At 71.7% G+C, this 15,996-nt stretch carries 17 protein-coding genes; 15 read left to right on the forward strand and 2 right to left on the reverse strand.

What is annotated here, in order from left to right:
• Positions 1-7: 7 nt before the first annotated feature.
• Entirely contained in the window at positions 8-1,141 is a 1,134-nt protein-coding gene (locus BLS56_RS12480) for a glycerophosphodiester phosphodiesterase (protein WP_175482794.1), read from the reverse strand.
• Positions 1,142-1,392: 251 nt separating this feature from the next.
• Between BLS56_RS12480 and BLS56_RS12485 the strand changes: the two genes are divergently transcribed.
• From BLS56_RS12485 to BLS56_RS12535, 12 genes are all read left to right on the forward strand, one after another.
• Positions 1,393-3,453, forward strand: coding sequence for a TRAP transporter permease (locus BLS56_RS12485; protein ID WP_091450186.1), 2,061 nt, complete (start codon positions 1,393-1,395; stop codon positions 3,451-3,453).
• A complete protein-coding gene (locus BLS56_RS12490) occupies positions 3,446-4,423 on the forward strand; it encodes a TAXI family TRAP transporter solute-binding subunit (RefSeq protein WP_091450187.1) in 978 nt (325 codons plus the stop codon). The genes BLS56_RS12485 and BLS56_RS12490 overlap by 8 nt, the downstream gene beginning before the upstream one ends.
• Before the next feature lie 39 nt (positions 4,424-4,462).
• A complete protein-coding gene (purD, locus tag BLS56_RS12495) occupies positions 4,463-5,731 on the forward strand; it encodes a phosphoribosylamine--glycine ligase (protein ID WP_091450401.1) in 1,269 nt (422 codons plus the stop codon).
• A 111-nt stretch (positions 5,732-5,842) separates the two neighbouring features.
• Positions 5,843-6,268 carry a PE domain-containing protein gene (locus tag BLS56_RS12500; protein ID WP_091450188.1) on the forward strand — a complete coding sequence of 142 codons (426 nt, stop codon included), beginning with the start codon at positions 5,843-5,845 and terminating at the stop codon, positions 6,266-6,268.
• Positions 6,261-6,914: a DUF3558 domain-containing protein gene (locus tag BLS56_RS12505; RefSeq protein ID WP_175482795.1), complete on the forward strand. Its 654-nt coding sequence runs from the start codon at positions 6,261-6,263 to the stop codon at positions 6,912-6,914. Before BLS56_RS12500 ends, BLS56_RS12505 begins: the two co-directional genes overlap by 8 nt.
• 9 nt (positions 6,915-6,923) lie before the next feature.
• Positions 6,924-8,219, forward strand: a complete 1,296-nt coding sequence (locus BLS56_RS12510; RefSeq protein ID WP_091450190.1) for a PPE domain-containing protein — start codon at positions 6,924-6,926, stop codon at positions 8,217-8,219.
• Positions 8,216-8,992, forward strand: a complete 777-nt coding sequence (locus BLS56_RS12515) for an ESX secretion-associated protein EspG (RefSeq protein ID WP_407640512.1) — start codon at positions 8,216-8,218, stop codon at positions 8,990-8,992. The genes BLS56_RS12510 and BLS56_RS12515 overlap by 4 nt, the downstream gene beginning before the upstream one ends.
• A 61-nt stretch (positions 8,993-9,053) precedes the next feature.
• The gene (locus BLS56_RS12520) at positions 9,054-9,356 is read left to right on the forward strand and encodes a hypothetical protein (RefSeq protein ID WP_091450191.1); all 303 of its coding nucleotides are present in this window, start codon (positions 9,054-9,056) and stop codon (positions 9,354-9,356) included.
• Between the two features lie 10 nt (positions 9,357-9,366).
• Complete coding sequence (locus tag BLS56_RS12525) at positions 9,367-10,506, forward strand: transglycosylase SLT domain-containing protein (RefSeq protein WP_091450192.1); 1,140 nt, start codon at positions 9,367-9,369, stop codon at positions 10,504-10,506.
• Between the two features lie 43 nt (positions 10,507-10,549).
• Positions 10,550-11,716 (forward strand): aminotransferase class I/II-fold pyridoxal phosphate-dependent enzyme, encoded by a 1,167-nt coding sequence (locus BLS56_RS12530; RefSeq protein ID WP_091450193.1) that lies wholly within the window; start codon positions 10,550-10,552, stop codon positions 11,714-11,716.
• A gap of 9 nt (positions 11,717-11,725) precedes the next feature.
• A complete protein-coding gene (locus tag BLS56_RS30585) occupies positions 11,726-11,995 on the forward strand; it encodes a hypothetical protein (RefSeq protein ID WP_139190633.1) in 270 nt (89 codons plus the stop codon).
• 42 nt (positions 11,996-12,037) lie between these two features.
• On the forward strand, positions 12,038-12,838 hold the full coding sequence (locus BLS56_RS12535; RefSeq protein ID WP_228771584.1) for a potassium channel family protein: 801 nt from the start codon (positions 12,038-12,040) through the stop codon (positions 12,836-12,838).
• Here BLS56_RS12535 and BLS56_RS12540 read toward each other — a convergent pair.
• A complete protein-coding gene (locus BLS56_RS12540; protein ID WP_091450194.1) occupies positions 12,783-13,844 on the reverse strand; it encodes a threonine aldolase family protein in 1,062 nt (353 codons plus the stop codon). The two genes, BLS56_RS12535 and BLS56_RS12540, sit on opposite strands and share 56 nt — an antisense overlap.
• 144 nt (positions 13,845-13,988) lie before the next feature.
• Between BLS56_RS12540 and BLS56_RS12545 the strand changes: the two genes are divergently transcribed.
• The 3 genes from BLS56_RS12545 (at position 13,989) to BLS56_RS12555 (ending at position 15,992) form a co-directional block, all read left to right on the forward strand.
• A complete protein-coding gene (locus BLS56_RS12545; protein ID WP_091450195.1) occupies positions 13,989-14,507 on the forward strand; it encodes a SigE family RNA polymerase sigma factor in 519 nt (172 codons plus the stop codon).
• Between the two features lie 62 nt (positions 14,508-14,569).
• Complete coding sequence (locus BLS56_RS12550) at positions 14,570-15,337, forward strand: hypothetical protein (protein ID WP_091450196.1); 768 nt, start codon at positions 14,570-14,572, stop codon at positions 15,335-15,337.
• Positions 15,338-15,392: 55 nt separating this feature from the next.
• The gene (locus tag BLS56_RS12555; protein ID WP_091450197.1) at positions 15,393-15,992 is read left to right on the forward strand and encodes a TetR/AcrR family transcriptional regulator; all 600 of its coding nucleotides are present in this window, start codon (positions 15,393-15,395) and stop codon (positions 15,990-15,992) included.
• Positions 15,993-15,996: the final 4 nt, after the last annotated feature.

A 15,996-nucleotide genomic window follows, 5' to 3' on the forward strand; every position in this document is an offset into this window, starting at 1 on the left:
CGGACGGTCAGCGGCGGGGGAAGGTCTCCGCGCGGGAGGCGACCGCGATGTCCGGGTTGTCGGTGAACACGCCGTCCACCCCCGCTGCCCAGAAGGCGGAAAGCTCGGTGAAGAGGTCGCCGTAGTCCGAGCCCACCGTGGAGGTGCGCAGCCGCGGCGGCAGGAACGAGTTCTCCGCCCGGAACGTGTACGGGTGCACCTTCAGACCTGCGGCGTGCGCGTCGCCCACGAGCGCGGTCGGCGCGGCCAGGCCGCCGGTCGCGTCGCGCGGGATGACCTGGTCCTTGGCCGGGCCGATGCCGTAGGCGTACTCGGCGATCTCACGCAGGCCCGCCGGGGTGAGCAGGTCGGCGTACTTGCGCGGGTCGCCGGAGGCGACGAAGTCGTACGGGGCGCCCGACGCGGAGGTGAGCTGGATCAGCGGCACCCGCAACCGCTTGCGCAGCGCCTTGAGGTTCGACACCTCGAACGACTGCACGAACACCTTCGCGTTCGGCCGGTTCATGCCGTTGCGCTCCAGGACCTCGACCAGCTTGGGCTCCAGCTCCAGGCCGAGCCCGCGGAAGTAGGTCGGGTGCTTGGTCTCCGGGTAGACCCCGATCTCGCGGCCCAGCTCGCGCGAGAGGCGCCTGCTCAGGTCCACGACCTCCTGGAACGTGGGGACTTGGTGGCGGCCGTTGTGGATCGTGTTCTCCTGCCGCACGTCCGGGATGCGCTCGACCGCGCGCAGCGTGCGCAGCTCGGCCAGCGTGAAGTCCTCGGTCCACCAGCCGGTGACCGACACGCCGTCGAGGGCCTTGGTGGCCTTGCGCGCGGCGAACTCCGGGCGCTTGGCGACGTCGGTGGTGCCGCCGATCTCCGGCTCGTGCCGGGCGACGAGCACCCCGTCTTTGGTCGAGACCAGGTCGGGCTCGATGTAGTCCGCGCCCATCCGGGCGGCGAGCTCGTAGCTGGCCAGCGTGTGCTCGGGCCGGTAGCCCGACGCGCCGCGGTGGCCGAGGACGAGCGGCGCGGCATGGCCGTGGCGCTCCTGCGCGGCGACCTGGTCCGGGGCGGCGGTCGCGGCGCTCATCGTGGCGGAGCCCAGCAGGGCCAGTGCGGACACGGCGACTCCAAGGGTCCGGAAAGCCGATCGCGGCATGGTTGACCTCCTCATCGGGGTACGGGGCAACAGTCGCCGCGCGCCGCGACGGACAGGCCACCGCAGGGCGAAAGGCAGCCCACCGGCGGATGAACGGCGGGAAGCTGGTGGCGGGTTCGACTGAGCGGGTTCACTGAGCGAGATCATTCATGCTCACCGGATGTCATCGCTTGGGTGCGTGAAGTTGCTTCTGTGTGACGCCGGACACCGGTAACGTTCGGCGGAGATCCACGCACCGACGAGGAGGACGGTTGGCCCACACCGTCGACCCGCCCGCCGACCGCGCCGCCCTCCTCACCGACGTGGTGGGCTCGCACGACGAAGAACGCCCGTCGCGGCGGCTTACCGGCCGCTGGGAAACACTCGTCTGGGTCGCCGCCGTCGCCATCGCGCTGCTGGTGCTCAAGCAGGTCTTCTGGCCCTTCGCCAAGGGCAACCAGTACTACCTGGTGATCTTCCTCGGACTCACGCTGCCGCTGGTCTTCCTCTGCTACCGGCCCACGGCTAAACGGCCGGACGACGACAACCCGCGTCTTGTCGACTGGCTCTTATCCATAACCGCCTTGCTCGTGGGGCTCTATCCGGTCCTGCCCTTCGGCGGCGGCGGGTTCGCGGGCGGCTACGACGCCTTCCTCGACCGGCCCGTGCTGTCCACGGCCGACGTCGTCGCGGGCGCGCTGCTGCTGGTCCTCGTGCTGGAGGCCACCCGCCGGACCACCGGCCCCGTCCTGCCGATCGTCTGCCTGGTCTTCCTCGCGTTCGCCTACTACGGCGGCTACCTGCCGCAGGACTGGGGCTTCGCGCACGCGGGCATCGACTTCCCGCAGATCGTCAACGCGCTGTTCAACGAGCAGAGCGGCTTCTACGGCGTCCCGCTCGACGTCGCCGCGACCTACATCGTGCTGTTCACCATCTACGGCGCGGTCCTCACCGCGGCGGGCGCGGGCCCGTTCTTCGTAGACTTCAGCTTCGCCCTGTTCCGCCGCTCCCGGACCGCCGCGGGCCGCACGGCCGCGCTTTCCGGGTTCCTCTTGGGCACTGTCTCGGGCTCGGGAACCGCGACGACGGTAAGCCTGGGCGCCATCACCTGGCCCGTCTTACGCAAGGCGGGCTATCCGCGTGAGAACGCAGGCGGACTGCTCGCCGCTTCCGGCATCGGCGCGATCCTGTCGCCGCCCACCCTGGGCGCGGCGGCGTTCATCATCGCCGAGTATCTGCAGACCTCATACCTGACCGTGCTCGTCTGGGCGATCGTCCCGACGCTGCTCTACTACCTGGGCATCGTGTTCGCCGTCGAGGCCGACGCCCGCCGGTTCGGCGCGAAACCGGTCCACGTCGAGTCCCCCGGCGTGTGGCCGCTGCTCAAGCGCGGCGGCTACCACTTCGCGTCGCTGGCGATCATCGTCGTCTTCCTCGCGCTGGACATCCCGCCGTTCACCGCCGTCGTCTACGCGACCGGCGTCGCGGCCCTGTTCGCCATCGTGGCCCGGTCTCTGCGAGCTGGCTTCTCCTGGCCGCTCGTGCGGGACTGGATTCGCGACCTGGCGAACGCCCTGGCCGAGGGCGTGCGCGGCGCGCTGCCGGTGATCGCGGTCTGCGCGGCGGCTGGCGTGATCACCTCCACGATCACCAAGACCGGCCTCGGCCTCGAACTGGCCGCCGCCCTGGTGGACGCGGCCAACGCGCTGGCCACCAACCCCTTGGTCGTCCTCGCGCTGACCGTGGTGTTCTCCGCCATCGCGGTAAGCGTTCTGGGGCTCGCCGTGCCGGTGACCGCGTCGTTCATCATCGCGTGGGTCGTGCTGGGCCCCGCCCTGGTCGACCTGGGCGTCGCGCCTGCCGAGACGGCGATGTTCATCTTCTACTACGCGGTCCTGTCCGAGGTCACGCCGCCGACAGCGCTCGCCGCCGTGGCCGCCGCCGCGATTACCGGCGGCTCGGTAATCCGGACCATGTGGCAGACCTGGAAGTACACGCTGCCCGCGTTCCTCGTGCCGATCGCGTTCGTGCTCACCGACAACGGCTCGGCCCTGCTGCTCCAGCGCCCGTTCGGCGACGTGCTGTGGGTGACGGCCGCGTCCGCCGCCGGGGTGGCCGCGCTGGCCGTGGTGACCGGCGGCTGGCTCTTCGGCCCCGCGCGGTGGCCAGAGCGCGCCCTGTGCGTGCCTGCCGCGCTCCTCCTGCTCTACCTCCAGCCGCTGTCGGTCGGCCTCGGCATCGGGTTGCTCGCGCTGGCGGTCGCCGTGAACCTGATTACCCGCCGAAAGACAGTCCGCGACAAGACAGCCCAAGAGGAGAACGCCCATGCGTAACCGAGTCGTGCTTACCGCCGTCGCGGTAGCCCTGGTCGCGGCAGGCTGCGGCGGCAAACGCACCGACACCGGCGCGGCCGCCGCGAACGGCGCCTGCGAGACCTCCGACGGCCGCATCACCATCGCCACCGGCAACACCGGCGGCGTCTACTACACCCTCGGCGGCGGCCTCGCCCAGCTCATCAGCGACAACACCAGGCTCAAGGCCACCGCCGCCGAGACCGGCGCGTCCGTGCAGAACATCCAGCAACTCGTCGCGGGCGACTACGACCTGGCTTTCTCCCTCGCCGACACCGCAGCCGACGCGGTCAACGGCACCGGTGCGTTCGAGGGCAAGAAGGCGAACGTCCGCGCACTCGCCCGGATCTACCCCAACTCGACGCAGGTGGCCGTGCGCACCGGCAGCGGCATCGCCTCGGTCGCCGACATGCGCGGCAAGAAGATCTCCACCGGCTCGCCGAAATCGGGCACCGAGGTCATCGCGAACCGGCTCCTGGAAGCCGCGGGCCTGAACCCCGCCACCGACGTCGCCGCCCAGCGGCTCGCGCTGCGCCCCACCGTCGACGGCATGAAGTCCGGCCAGATCGACGGGCTGTTCTTCTCCGGCGGCCTGCCCGCGCCCGAGCTGACCGACCTGTTCACCTCCATGAAGGGGCAGGTCGAGCTGATCGACGTCACCCCGCAGCTCGCCGCCGTGCAGAAGATCAGCCCGGTCTACACCGAGGGCGTCATCCCCAGCGCCACCTACGGCCTCCCCACCGACGTCAAGACCATCGAAGTGCCCAACATGCTGCTGGTCCGCGAAGACCTCGCCGCGGGCGACGCCTGTGCCATCACCAGGCTCATCGTGGACCGGAAAGCCGACCTCGCGAAGATCCATCCCGCCGCGAACGGCATCGACAAAGCGACCGCCGGAAAGACCGAACCGGTGCCTCTGCACCCCGGCTCCCAGCAGGCCCTCGCGGGCTGATTACCGCGCCGCGCCCCTGTGCATCTAGGCTCACTCACCGTGCGTGTCCTCGTGATCGGGTCTGGTGCCCGCGAACATGCCCTGGTCCTCGCGCTGTCGAAGGACCCCGAGGTGGTCGCGCTGGCGTGCGCCCCCGGCAACGCGGGCACCGCGTCCCTGTCGGAGACCTACGGCGTCGACGCGACCGACTCGGCCGCGGTGGTCGAGCTGGCGAAGCTCTGGAAAGCGGACCTCGTCGTCGTCGGACCAGAAGGCCCGCTGGTCGTCGGCGTCGCCGACGCGGTGCGCGACGCGGGCATCGCCTGCTTCGGCCCCAGCGCCGCCGCCGCCCGCATCGAGGGCTCCAAGGCGTTCGCCAAGGACGTCATGACCACCGCGGGCGTGCCCACCGCGCACAGCGAGGTCGTGGACAACCCCGCCCGCCTCGACGCCGCCCTCGCCCGCTTCGGCCCCACCTGGGTCGTCAAGGACGACGGCCTCGCCGCGGGCAAGGGCGTCGTGGTCACCCGCGACATCATCACCGCCCGCGCGCACGCCATGACCCTGCTCGACGGCGGCCACCCCGTGCTGCTCGAGTCGTTCCTCGACGGCCCCGAGGTGTCCCTGTTCTGCGTCGTGGACGCCGAGGGCGCGGTCGTCCCGCTGCTCCCCGCCCAGGACTTCAAACGCGTCGGCGACAACGACGCGGGCCCCAACACCGGCGGCATGGGCGCCTACGCCCCCCTCCCGTGGACCCCGCCCGGCCTCGTCGACGACGTCGTCGCCCGCGTCATCCAGCCGGTCGTCGACGAGATGGCCCGCCGCGGCGCCCCGTTCTCCGGTCTCCTCTACGCGGGCCTGGCACTGACCGAGAAGGGCCCGGAGGTCATCGAGTTCAACTGCCGCTTCGGCGACCCGGAGACGCAGTCCGTCCTCGCCCTGCTCCGCAGCCCCCTGTCCCGCCTGCTGCACGCCGCCGCCACCGGCGCACTCGCCGACCACCCGCCGCTGGAATGGGCAGAAGGCGCCGCGGTCACCGTCGTCATCGCCGCCGACGGCTACCCCGGCCGCCCCCGCACCGGCGACGTCATCACCGGAGCCGAAGCCGAGGGCGTCCTGCACGCGGGCACCCGCCGCCGCGACGACGGCGCCCTGGTCTCCTCCGGCGGCCGCGTCCTCGCCGTCGTCGGCACCGGCGACGACCTCGCCGCCGCCCGCGCCGAGGCCTACCGCAAGGTCGACGCCATCCACCTCCCCGGCTCCCACCACCGCACCGACATCGCCCAACGAGCCCTCGACGGCGAGATCGGCGTGCCTGTCGCCCGATAAGCGGAACCGAACCCCTGGTTTCTGCGTCAAAGTTCAGGTAGGCCACACGACCACGTTGGTAGCCTGCGAACCGAGACGACAACATCACGACGCGTACCGGGGGTGCGTTAGATGAACATCGGCGCCGCAGTAGGCGGCGCGGCGGGCGCGGTCGCTGGAGCGGCCATGCACGCCGCGGACCAACTCCTCAAGAACCTCCCCAGCGCCTCCCCCGGCGGCCAGTTCGTCGTCAACCACGACAACGTCCTCACCGCCGCCAAGATCATCCAAAGCCAGGTCGAGACTCTCGCCGACGAAGTGATTCCCGCGTTGGAGACCTTGCAGGTGGTACCTCCCGGAAACGACATCGTGAGCGAGAAAGTCGCGACAGCGTGGAACGAACGCCTGGTCACGGACTCTGACTCGTATCAGGTGCGGGTGAGGGAGTACGTCGCAAGTCTGCGGAACCTGGTCTCCCAGTTGATCGAGAGCGCGCGGAACTACGGCTACAACGAGGATGAGATCGTGGCCACCCTTGGAGGCGACCAGCGTGCGTAGTCGCGTCCTGACATCGGCTTCGGTCGTGCTCGTCCTGATCGGCGGTGTCGCGTGCACGACAACCGACCCTGGTCAGGCTGTCGCGCCTGCCGGTGAGACCACCAGCACGACGACCGCCGAAGCACCAACGTCGAGTTCGTCCACCCCGGCGGAGCCGACACCGACAGTGGCGATCCCGCCTCGGCCCGCTGACCTCAAGGTCGACGGTGTCGACCCGTGCACCTTGTTCACCGAAGCCCAGTTGGCCGAGTTGAAGGTCTGGAAGAGGCGGGCTGTGATCGGGACCAGCGAGATCTACAAGGGCGCCAAGCAGTGCGCGCTTGAGGTGACCTCGCCGGGTAAGGGCTATGACTACCGGGTCACCGCGGTGACGACCGAGGGAATCGAGCCGTGGCTCACCGGCAAGCGAAACGTGGAGGCGCACCTGACCTCCGTGGCCGGTCACGCGGCGGCCCGGTTCTACTTCCGCGGCTCCACGCAGATGAACAGCCCGGACTGCACGTCGGTTGTCGATGTCGCACAAGGCCAAGGCTTGCGGGTCACCATGAGCATCGACCTTCGAGGCTCTTTCACGTTGGACCAGATGTGTCAGATGAGCGAGCAGGTCGCCGGGTTCGCGGTCGAGCAGCTGCGGGCGTCGAGGTGAGGGGCTGACATGGCAGGGGACAGCGGGCTGGCAGACCTCCGGTTCGAGGGCTACAGCATGGGCGCGCTCGCCGACCAGTTGGACAAACTGCGGCAGGGGCCGGGTTCGGAGAGCCTGTTCCAGGCGGTGCAGGCGCTCACGCAGATCGCCGACGGACTGGCTGAGACTGACCGGGTGCTGCGGGAGCAGTTGGCCGCGATCGGGGTCTCCTGGGAGGGGACCGCCGGTGAGGGTGGGCAAGAGGCCACCAAGAACTCCAGCATCTACGCCGCCGACGCCGTGCCCACCGTGGAGCAGTCGGCCGACGGGGTGAATGAGCAGGGGGACACGTTCTCCAGCACCCGCAACGGCGCTCCCGACGGCAAGCAGTTGCGGGGGCCGACGGAGCTCAACGGGTTCGACCGGTTCGCCGGGGCGTTGGGGCACACGACGGACAACGCGCAGCAGGTGCGGCAGACGCAGCAGGCGCACCAGCAGGCGGTGGCCGCGATGAACGGGTACAGCCAGGGCAGCCAGGCCGCGCTGGGGAGCTACCAGTCGCTGCCGGTGCCGCCGGGGTTGAATCTGGTGGCGACGCCGGTGCCGACGACCGGGACGACCTCGGTGCAGGGTTTCTCATCCGGTGGCGGGTCGTTCCGGCCCAGTGGGGCGCCCGGGCCAGGGGGCGGTGGGGGCTACGCGCCGCCGCCCGGTGGCGGCGGGTCGGGTGACTTCTCCGGGGTCAACCCGAACAACCCCGGCAACCCGGGTGGGCCGGGCGGCAATCCCGGCGGTTCCGGCGGTTCCGGTGGTCCCGGTGGTGGCGGCAACTCGACGCCGAACCTGCCGGGGCGGTCCTCGGGGGTCGGGCCGATCACGCCCGGGCTGCCCGGTATGCCCGGTGGCGGCAACAACTTCGCGGGCCTGCGGCCGGGGTTCTCCGGCGCGCTCATGGGTGACATCGCCGCTGCCGCCGGTATCGCGGGGGCCGGTGGCGCGGGCGCGGCCGCCGGTGCGTCCGCCGAGAAGGACCGGCTGATCAGGGGCGCCAAGAACGCCGAGGCAGCGGAGGGGCGCGCGGCGCGCGGGCTGAACGCGGCCGCGGACGTGCCGGAGGAGCAGGCGCGGGCGGCGCGCAACGCGGAGCGGCTGGCCGGTGGCAAGGCGGGGCGGCCCGCCGCGTCGCTGATGCAGCCCGCCGCCGCGGGAGCCGGGGCGCCCGGTGAGGACGACGAGGAGCACGTGCGCAAGTACGGCATCGACTCCGACGACGTCTTCGGCGACGACCGGCTCGTGGTCTCTCCGGTGCTCGGGGAAGACGACTGAGCGTGCCCTTGTCCACCAGCGTCGTCCTCTCCACCCTTGAGTTCGACGTGCTCTGGGAGTCCGAGCGGCTGCCCGCCAAGCACGTCGCCCTCACCGTCCCCAGTCCTGGCATGACGCACACCGAGCGCGCCGAGCTGGTCGCGGGCGCGTTCGGCACGCTCGCGCGGCGCGGGCTCGTCGAGGGCCGCCGGGCCGTGCCGGAGTTGGCCGACTGGCTGAGTCTGCTGGCCCACCCGCAGGTCTGCGTGGACAGCTGGGTGTGGACCGACCACGAGATCAAGGCCCTCGCCGTGGCCTCCGGCGAGCAGGGGATGCTCGCGGTGGTCGACGGGCCGGAGGTCTGGCTGATCCCGGCCAGGGCGACGGCGCTGGCCGAGGCCGCGGTGTCGGTCGCGGGCGAGGCGCCCGCTGGCCCGGGCCGGTCCGTCAGCCTGCCGACAGAGGTGCTGTCGGCGGCGGACGCGCGGTCCGGCGGCACGCCGCAGAACATGATTACCGAGCTCAGCCAGAACGGTGTGCCGCTCTACGACGCGCAGATCCTCTCCTCGATGTTCACCGGCATGGGCGCGCGCGGCCAGTTCGGCGTCGAGCGCGTGGGCCGCGACCAGCGCAGGCAGCGGGCGGGCCGGGTCGTCGCCTTCCACGACACCGACGCGGGCCGCTACCTGTACCTGGCCAGGCCGAGCAACGACGGCCGCATGTGGAGCACGGTCACCCCGGCCGACAACGCCCGCCTCGCCGCGTGCGTGTGGGAACTTCTGGACGAGGTGTAGGAACCGGGCGGCGCGCCACGCCGTCGAACCGGGTGCACCTGACTGCCGATAGGGGGCGGACGTGACCGGCGCGAACTACAACCTCCAGGCCATCGAGCAGTGCAGAGCGGCCGTCGCGGGCCAGACGGGCCCGATGGCCGCCGCGGGCGACGACCTCCCGCGCGACGCCGACGCGGGCGTGTTCGGCGAGCTGCCCAGCTCCGCGGCGCTGGCCGAGGCCGTCCGGGCCCTGGCGCGGTCCGCGAGCGACGAGCTCGACCGCGCGGGCACGCTCCTGGGCTCGGTCGACCGCGCGCTCGACGCGATCGGGCAGTCGGTCGCGAACACCGAACAGACCGCCACCACGTCGCTGACGTCGGTGTGAGGGGGAACGCGTGACCGCGAGGGACGCGGTGGCCGGGCTCGGGGGCGCCGCAGCCGAGTTGGCCGAGACCGCGAACAAGGTCTACCGGGCGCAGCCGGGCGCGATGAACGACTTGGGCGCCACGTTCACCGCGGCCGCGACCGCCACCATGGAATCGACGGGCAAGGTCGACGGCTCGGTCAAGCAGCTCGACGGCGCCTGGCAGGGTTCCTCCGCCGACGCGTTCGTCGGCTACATGGGCTCCTTCGCCAAGGCGGGCGCCTCGCTCAACGACGCGCTGACCGCCGCCGCGGGCGACCTGAGTGCCGCGGCCACCGGCGTCCAAGGCGCCCGCGACGCCCTGGAGGGCATGTTCGGCGAGCTCCACGACAGCGCGACGAGCTGGCTCAACGCCCACCCGGACGCCACGGACGACGAGAAACGCCAGCACGTCGACAGCCTCGCCGGGAGCTACCGGGGCCGCGTCGCCGAGCAGGTCGACAGCGCCGAGCAGGCCGTGTCCGCCGCGGTGTCGGCGCTGAGCGGCCGGGCGGGCGCGATCAACCCCAAGTTCTCCGCCATCCCCGACCCGGGCACCCAGGCCTTCGCCCCGGCCCCCGGCAAGCCGGTCGAGTGGACGCCGACCCCACCGGCCGCCACCTCCCCCGCGAACGCGAATCCGTCGTCTTCCGCCCAAAGCTCTCCGGCCGGCAACGGTTCAGGCTCCAGCGGCTCCGGCTCCGGCTCCGGCTCCGGCTCTGGCGGTGGTGGCGGCCTCGGCCCGAGCGGCGGCCCGCCAGCCGGACCCCCGCCCGGCAACGTCCAGGAATGGATCAAACAGGCCATCGCGGAATTGCGCGCCCAGGGAATCAACGTGACTGAGGCCGACGCGCAGCTGATCTGGGAAATCATCCAGCACGAGTCCGGCGGAAACCCGAATGCCATCAACAATTGGGACTCGAACGCCGCCAAGGGAACCCCGTCCAAGGGGCTCATGCAGTGCATTGATCCGACCTTCCAGTCGTACAAGCTCCCCGGCCACGACAATATCTGGAACCCGGTCGACAATATCTGCGCAGGCGTGAACTACGCGATTTCCCGCTACGGCTCGCTGTCGAATGTCCCCGGTATCAAGGCTACCCACGGCGGCGGCGGATACGTGGGTTACTGAGTGTTCCGGGGCGGGCGGCGTGGGGCGTCACTAGGCTGAGGCCATGCACGCTCACCTGCTCAAAGTCGCCAAGCGCGCGGCGGTGCCGCCGTTTCATGTGATGGATGTGCTCTCGGCGGCCAACGCGCGGCAGCGGGCGCACGGGGACATGGTGTCGCTGGCGGCTGGGCAGCCCTCGACGGGGGCGCCGGAGGCGGTGCGGTTCGCGGCTGCGGCGGCGTTGGGGTCGCTGGAGTTGGGGTACACCGAGCAGTTGGGGGTGCCGGAGCTGCGGGCGGCGATCGCGGGGCACTACGCGAGCCGGTACGCGGTGGACGTGTCGGCGCAGGACGTGGTGGTCACCGCCGGGTCGTCGGGTGGGTTCTTGTTGGCTTTCCTGTCCGCGTTCGACGCGGGTGACCGGGTGGCTCTTGCGCGCCCGGGATACCCGGCTTACCGGAACATTCTTAGCGCTCTCGGGTGTGAGGTTGTCGAGTTGCCGTGTGACGAGAGCACGCGGTTTCAGCCGACGGTGGCCATGTTGGAGGCCGCCGGGCCGCTCGACGGGCTGATCGTGGCGAGCCCGGCCAATCCGACCGGCACGGTGTTGGCGGCCGCGGAGTTGGCCGCGATCGCGGGGTGGTGCGCCGAGCGGGGTGTGCAGCTGGTCAGCGACGAGATTTACCACGGCATCTCTTATGGAGCCGAGACCGCGTCCGCGTGGCAGTTCTCGCGGGAAGCGGTGGTGGTGAACTCGTTCTCCAAGTACTTCGGCATGACCGGGTGGCGGTTGGGGTGGCTGCTGGTCCCGCAGCGCCTGCTCCGCGCCGTGGACTGCCTTACCGGCAACTTCACCATCTGCGCTTCCGCGATCGCCCAGCACGCCGCGGTGGCCGCGTTCGACGCGGAGACCTATGCCGAGCAGGACAACCACGTGGCCCGCTACGCCACGAACCGCGGGCTGCTGCTCGACGGCCTCGCCGCGCTGGGCATCGACCGCATAGCCCCCGCTGACGGCGCGTTCTACGCGTACGCCGACGTGTCCCACCTGACGCACGACTCGATGAGCTTCTGTCAGCGCCTCTTGGCGCAGACCGGGCTCGCGATAGTGCCCGGCATCGACTTCGACCCGGAGGACGGCGGCCGGTTCGTCCGGTTTTCCTTCGCCGGGTCCACTGAGGACGTCCAAGAGGCCCTTCGACGGCTCGGCGACTGGCTGCCCCAGAGGTGACCCCCAGGGGTGATCTCAGGGACGAACCAGGGTGAAACCCGAGGTGGGAACGATCAGGCCGGTGCGATCGTTGTCGCAGGAAACGCATTCGGGGAGGCGGCAGGCATGGTTCTGAAGATCATCGGCGCGGTGATCGTGATCTGGCTGGCCTTCAGCCTGATCGGCTTCATCTTCAAGGCCGTCGGCACGCTGCTGGTCGTCGCCGCGGTGGCGACGCTGGGCGTGGTGGCCTACGGCGCCATCAAGGGCAAGTCGGGCAATCGGCAGATTCGGGGCTGACCCCGCTGGTCAGACCGGGCGCCGCCGGGTGAGGATGGCGGCGTGTCCGACATACCAGCCCCAGGAGAACGCCGCGCCGACCCGCTTGAGCCCCGGCTCTCGGCGTGGGAAGCCCGCACCGACCTGCCGCTGACCGGGCTCGCGGTGGCGTTCCTGGTGGCCTACGCCTGGCAGGTGCTCGACGCGGGCGCGTCGCCGGGGCTGGGGTTCTGGCTGGAGGTCTGGCTGTGGGTGGTCTGGGGCGTGTTCGCCGTGGACTACGTGACCCGGCTGGCGCTCGCCCGGCACAAGTGGCGGTTCGTCGGGCGGCACCTGTTCGACCTGGTCGTGGTGGCCTTGCCGATGGTGCGGCAGCTGCGGGCGCTGCGGCTCATCACGGTGTTCCGGGTGCTCAACCAGCGGATGGACACCAGCTTCCGCGGGAAGACGGGCGTCTACGTCGGCGGCACGACGCTGCTGGTGGGGCTGTGCGCGTCATTGGCCGTGCTCGACGCCGAACGGCACGCGCCGGACGCGAGCATCACCACGTTCGGCGACGCCCTGTGGTGGACGCTCACCACGATCTCCACCGTCGGCTACGGCGACCACTACCCGGTCACTGTCGAGGGCAGGCTGGTGGCGGGCGCGCTGATGCTCGGCGGGATCGCCCTGCTCGGTGTGGTGACCGGTGTCATCGCGTCCTGGTTCGTGGAGAAGATCGCGGGCGCTGAGCAGTCCATCGAGGACACCACCCGCGCCGAGGTGCGGCTGCTGCGCGAAGAGCTGGCCCAGTTGCGCGCCGAGCTGCTCACCCGCGAGCGGGCTGAGCTGGATTCCCCGGCGCCGGACTCCCCGCAGCGCTGATCCGGCGCAGCACCTCGGCGATGTCGAGCGCGGGCACGTCCCGGTGGGTCACGAACCGGATCGCGCCAGCCGCCTCGACCGCGAGCACCCCCACCCGGTCCAGCGCGGCCAGGGTGACCGCGGTGTCCGGCACGGTCGCGATGACGATGTTGGTCTCCGGCCGCCGCACCGCCCAGCCCAGCTCGGCGAGCCCGTCGGCCAGCAGCGCGGCGTTCGCGTGGTCGACGGCCAGGTCCTCGACCCGCTCCAGCGCCAGCAGCCCCGCCGCGGCCAGCACACCGCCCTGCCGGACGCCTCCGCCGAGCATCTTGCGCACCCGCCGCGCCTCGGCCACGAACGCCGTCGGCCCGGCGAGCACCGACCCCACGGGCGCGCCCAGCCCCTTGCTCAGGCAGGTCTGCACGGTGTCCACGCCCACGGTCAGCGCCGCGGGCGGCACCCCGAGCGCCACGGCCGCGTTCCACAGCCGCGCCCCGTCGAGATGCACCCGCATCCCCACGTCGCGGGCCGCGGCGACCAGCTTGGCGTGCTCGTCGGGCGGGGTCACCGTGCCGCCCGCGAAGTTGTGCGTGTTCTCCAGGCACAGCAGCCGGGTGCGCAGCGCGTAGTAGGGCGCGGCGCCCGCGCTGGCGAACGCGCGCACGTCGTCGGCGGAGACCCGGCCGGGACCCAGGGCCCACTCCAGGGGCTGCGGCATCCCGCCCGCGAGCCACGCCGCCGTGCCCAACTCGGCCTCCAGCACGTGCGCGGCGCGCGGCGCGAGGAACCGGTCGCCGCGGCGCAGGTGGATCATCAGCGCGATCAGGTTGCCCATGGTCCCGCTCGGCACCCACAGCGCGGCGGCCATGCCGAGCTTGACCGCGATCTCCTCTTCCAGCCTGCGCATCGTGGGGTCGTGGTCGAGCACGTCGTCGCCGACCTCGGCGGCCGACATCGCCACCCGCATGGTCTCGTCCGGCCGGGTGACGGTGTCCGAGCGGAGGTCGATCAGCCGTGGGGAAGTCACGATCCGATCACACCACAGTCGGCAATACCGCTACGGACGAGGGCGGCCGGGCGATGCGGCGTAGGAAGGCGCGACGGCACGTGCAACCGTTTGGCGGGCACGTCCGTCCCCTATCCGTAGACAAGACGAGCGGAGAGAGTCCGCGTGGACCAACGCGAGGAGCAAGAGTTCGCGGAGTACTTCGCAGCGCGGCGCGACGCCGTGCGCAGAACCGCGTACCTGCTCTGCGGCGACTGGCACCGGGCGGACGACCTCGCGCAGACCGCGTTCGTCGCGCTGCACCGGCGGTGGCGCAAGATCCGGGACCGCGGGGCCCTGGACGCCTACGTCCGCCGGTCGGTGGTGCGCGCGATGATCGACGAGACGCGCAGGCCGTGGCGGCGGGAGCGGCACGTCGAGGCGCTGCCCGAGGTGCCGTCGTCCGACGCCGAGGTCGGCGACGCGGTGGCGACGCGGTCGGCGCTGCTCGACGGTCTGACGCGAGTGCCGCCGAGGCAGCGGGCGGTGCTCGTGCTGAGGTTCCTCGAAGGGCTCGACGTCGCGGGCACCGCGGCGGCGATGAAGTGCTCGGAGGGGACCGTGAAGAGCCAGACGGCGCGCGGGCTGGCCGCTTTGCGCGACGTGCTGGGCGACGCGCTGGACGACCTGCGGTCGACATCGTGACGGGCGCGACGGGCGCGACGGGCGCGACGGGCGCGACGGGCGTGACGGGGAGGTGGCGGTAGATGGACGAGCGAAAGCTCGCCGAGCTGTTCAACGACGTGGTCCGCGACGCGCCGCCCGCCTCGTTCGACGCGGGCGACGTGGCCGCGGCGTCGGCGAGGTTGACTCGAAAGAGGAACGGTGTCCTCGCCGGATCGGCGCTAGGATTCGCGCTGTTGGCCGGTGGCGTCGCCGCTGGCCTGGCACTGACCGGCCCGGACGGCCCGGAGCACGGCACGGCGGCCCAGGCTCCCAGCACTGCCGGATCCGCCCCGGAACGTAACAAAGAAGCCGCGCCGAACGAGGTACCGACTGACGGTCCGGGAGTCTTCTCGGACCGGTCGGGCACAGACTCTCCCATGGTGACGCCCAAGCAGGGGGGCTCATCGGACGGAGACGCCGGCCCAGGCGCCGGCGGCACCCCAGGTGGGTGCGGAACGGCGGACCGGGAGCTCGCTGCTGCCCTCGCGGGCGAGCTCCCGGCCGCCACTTCCGAAGGCGAGGTCCAGTCCTCGCCGCTGAGCTGCCCCACTGGCTCGGTGTCGGCCGCTCTGCCCGTGTCTGACGGGCCGAGGCACGGCGTGCTCTCGATCATGCTGACCCCCGGTGGCGTCCCGCAGATGCTGCAACCGCCGTGGGCCGACCGGGCGGGCGCGCAGGGCGTGGTGACGGTGTCGGCCTCCGGGCGCACGATCGTCCTGTCCATCGAATCGGCGCCGGGTTCGGCCGCGCCGCCGCTGGACGGCACCGCGCTGCGGGCGGTGGCCGACAAGCTGGTGCCGCGCTTCTGAGCCCTGCCTGGCAGTATTGCGCCACCATGTTTTCCCCAGCGACCGATCCGGCCCGATGACCACGGCCAGCACCCCCAAGGGCGAGCGCCGCAGGCAGGCGCTGCTGGAGGCGGCGGCCGAGTTGCTGGTCGAGGGCGGGTTCGACGCCATCCGGCACCGCGCGGTCGCCGAGCGGGCCGGGCTGCCGCTGGCGTCCACCACGTACTACTTCCAGTCGCTGGACGAGCTGATCACCGCCGCCGTCGACCTGCACGGCCGCTGCGAGCTGGCCAGGGGCCGCGCGATGCTGGACGAGATGGTCGAGTGCCCGCGGGGCGCGGACCTGCTGGTCGAACTGGTCTTGGACCAGCTGCTCGGCCCGGTGCGCGGCAACAGCGACCACGACGCCGAGGCCGTCCTGCTGCGCTACGAGCGCCTGGTCGCCACCGGCCGCAGGCCCTACCTGCGGCCGCTGATGCTGGAACTCGGCGCTGAGCTGCGCACGCTGCTGCGGGAGACGCTGGCCCGCGCGGGCGCCCCGCTGGACGACGCGCGGCTGGAGCAGGTGATCGCGCTGGTCGACGGGGCGGTGGTCAACGCGCTCATCGAGGTCAACCCCGACCCGCGCGCCGCTGCCCGGCGGATGCTGCGCGAGGCGCTGGAACAGCCCCGGTAAGCTG

Source organism: Actinokineospora iranica (assembly GCF_900101685.1).
Lineage (GTDB): Bacteria > Actinomycetota > Actinomycetes > Mycobacteriales > Pseudonocardiaceae > Actinokineospora > Actinokineospora iranica.

What these genes read in the sequence shown, in the direction of transcription:
- BLS56_RS12555 (WP_091450197.1), top strand. Translation starts at nt 15,393, where the DNA reads ATGACCACGGCCAGCACCCCCAAGGGCGAGCGCCGCAGGCAGGCGCTG.
- BLS56_RS12490 (WP_091450187.1), top strand. Translation starts at nt 3,446, where the DNA reads ATGCGTAACCGAGTCGTGCTTACCGCCGTCGCGGTAGCCCTGGTCGCG.
- BLS56_RS12480 (WP_175482794.1), bottom strand. Translation starts at nt 1,141, where the DNA reads ATGCCGCGATCGGCTTTCCGGACCCTTGGAGTCGCCGTGTCCGCACTG.
- BLS56_RS12550 (WP_091450196.1), top strand. Translation starts at nt 14,570, where the DNA reads ATGGACGAGCGAAAGCTCGCCGAGCTGTTCAACGACGTGGTCCGCGAC.
- BLS56_RS12530 (WP_091450193.1), top strand. Translation starts at nt 10,550, where the DNA reads ATGCACGCTCACCTGCTCAAAGTCGCCAAGCGCGCGGCGGTGCCGCCG.
- BLS56_RS12510 (WP_091450190.1), top strand. Translation starts at nt 6,924, where the DNA reads ATGGCAGGGGACAGCGGGCTGGCAGACCTCCGGTTCGAGGGCTACAGC.
- BLS56_RS12500 (WP_091450188.1), top strand. Translation starts at nt 5,843, where the DNA reads ATGAACATCGGCGCCGCAGTAGGCGGCGCGGCGGGCGCGGTCGCTGGA.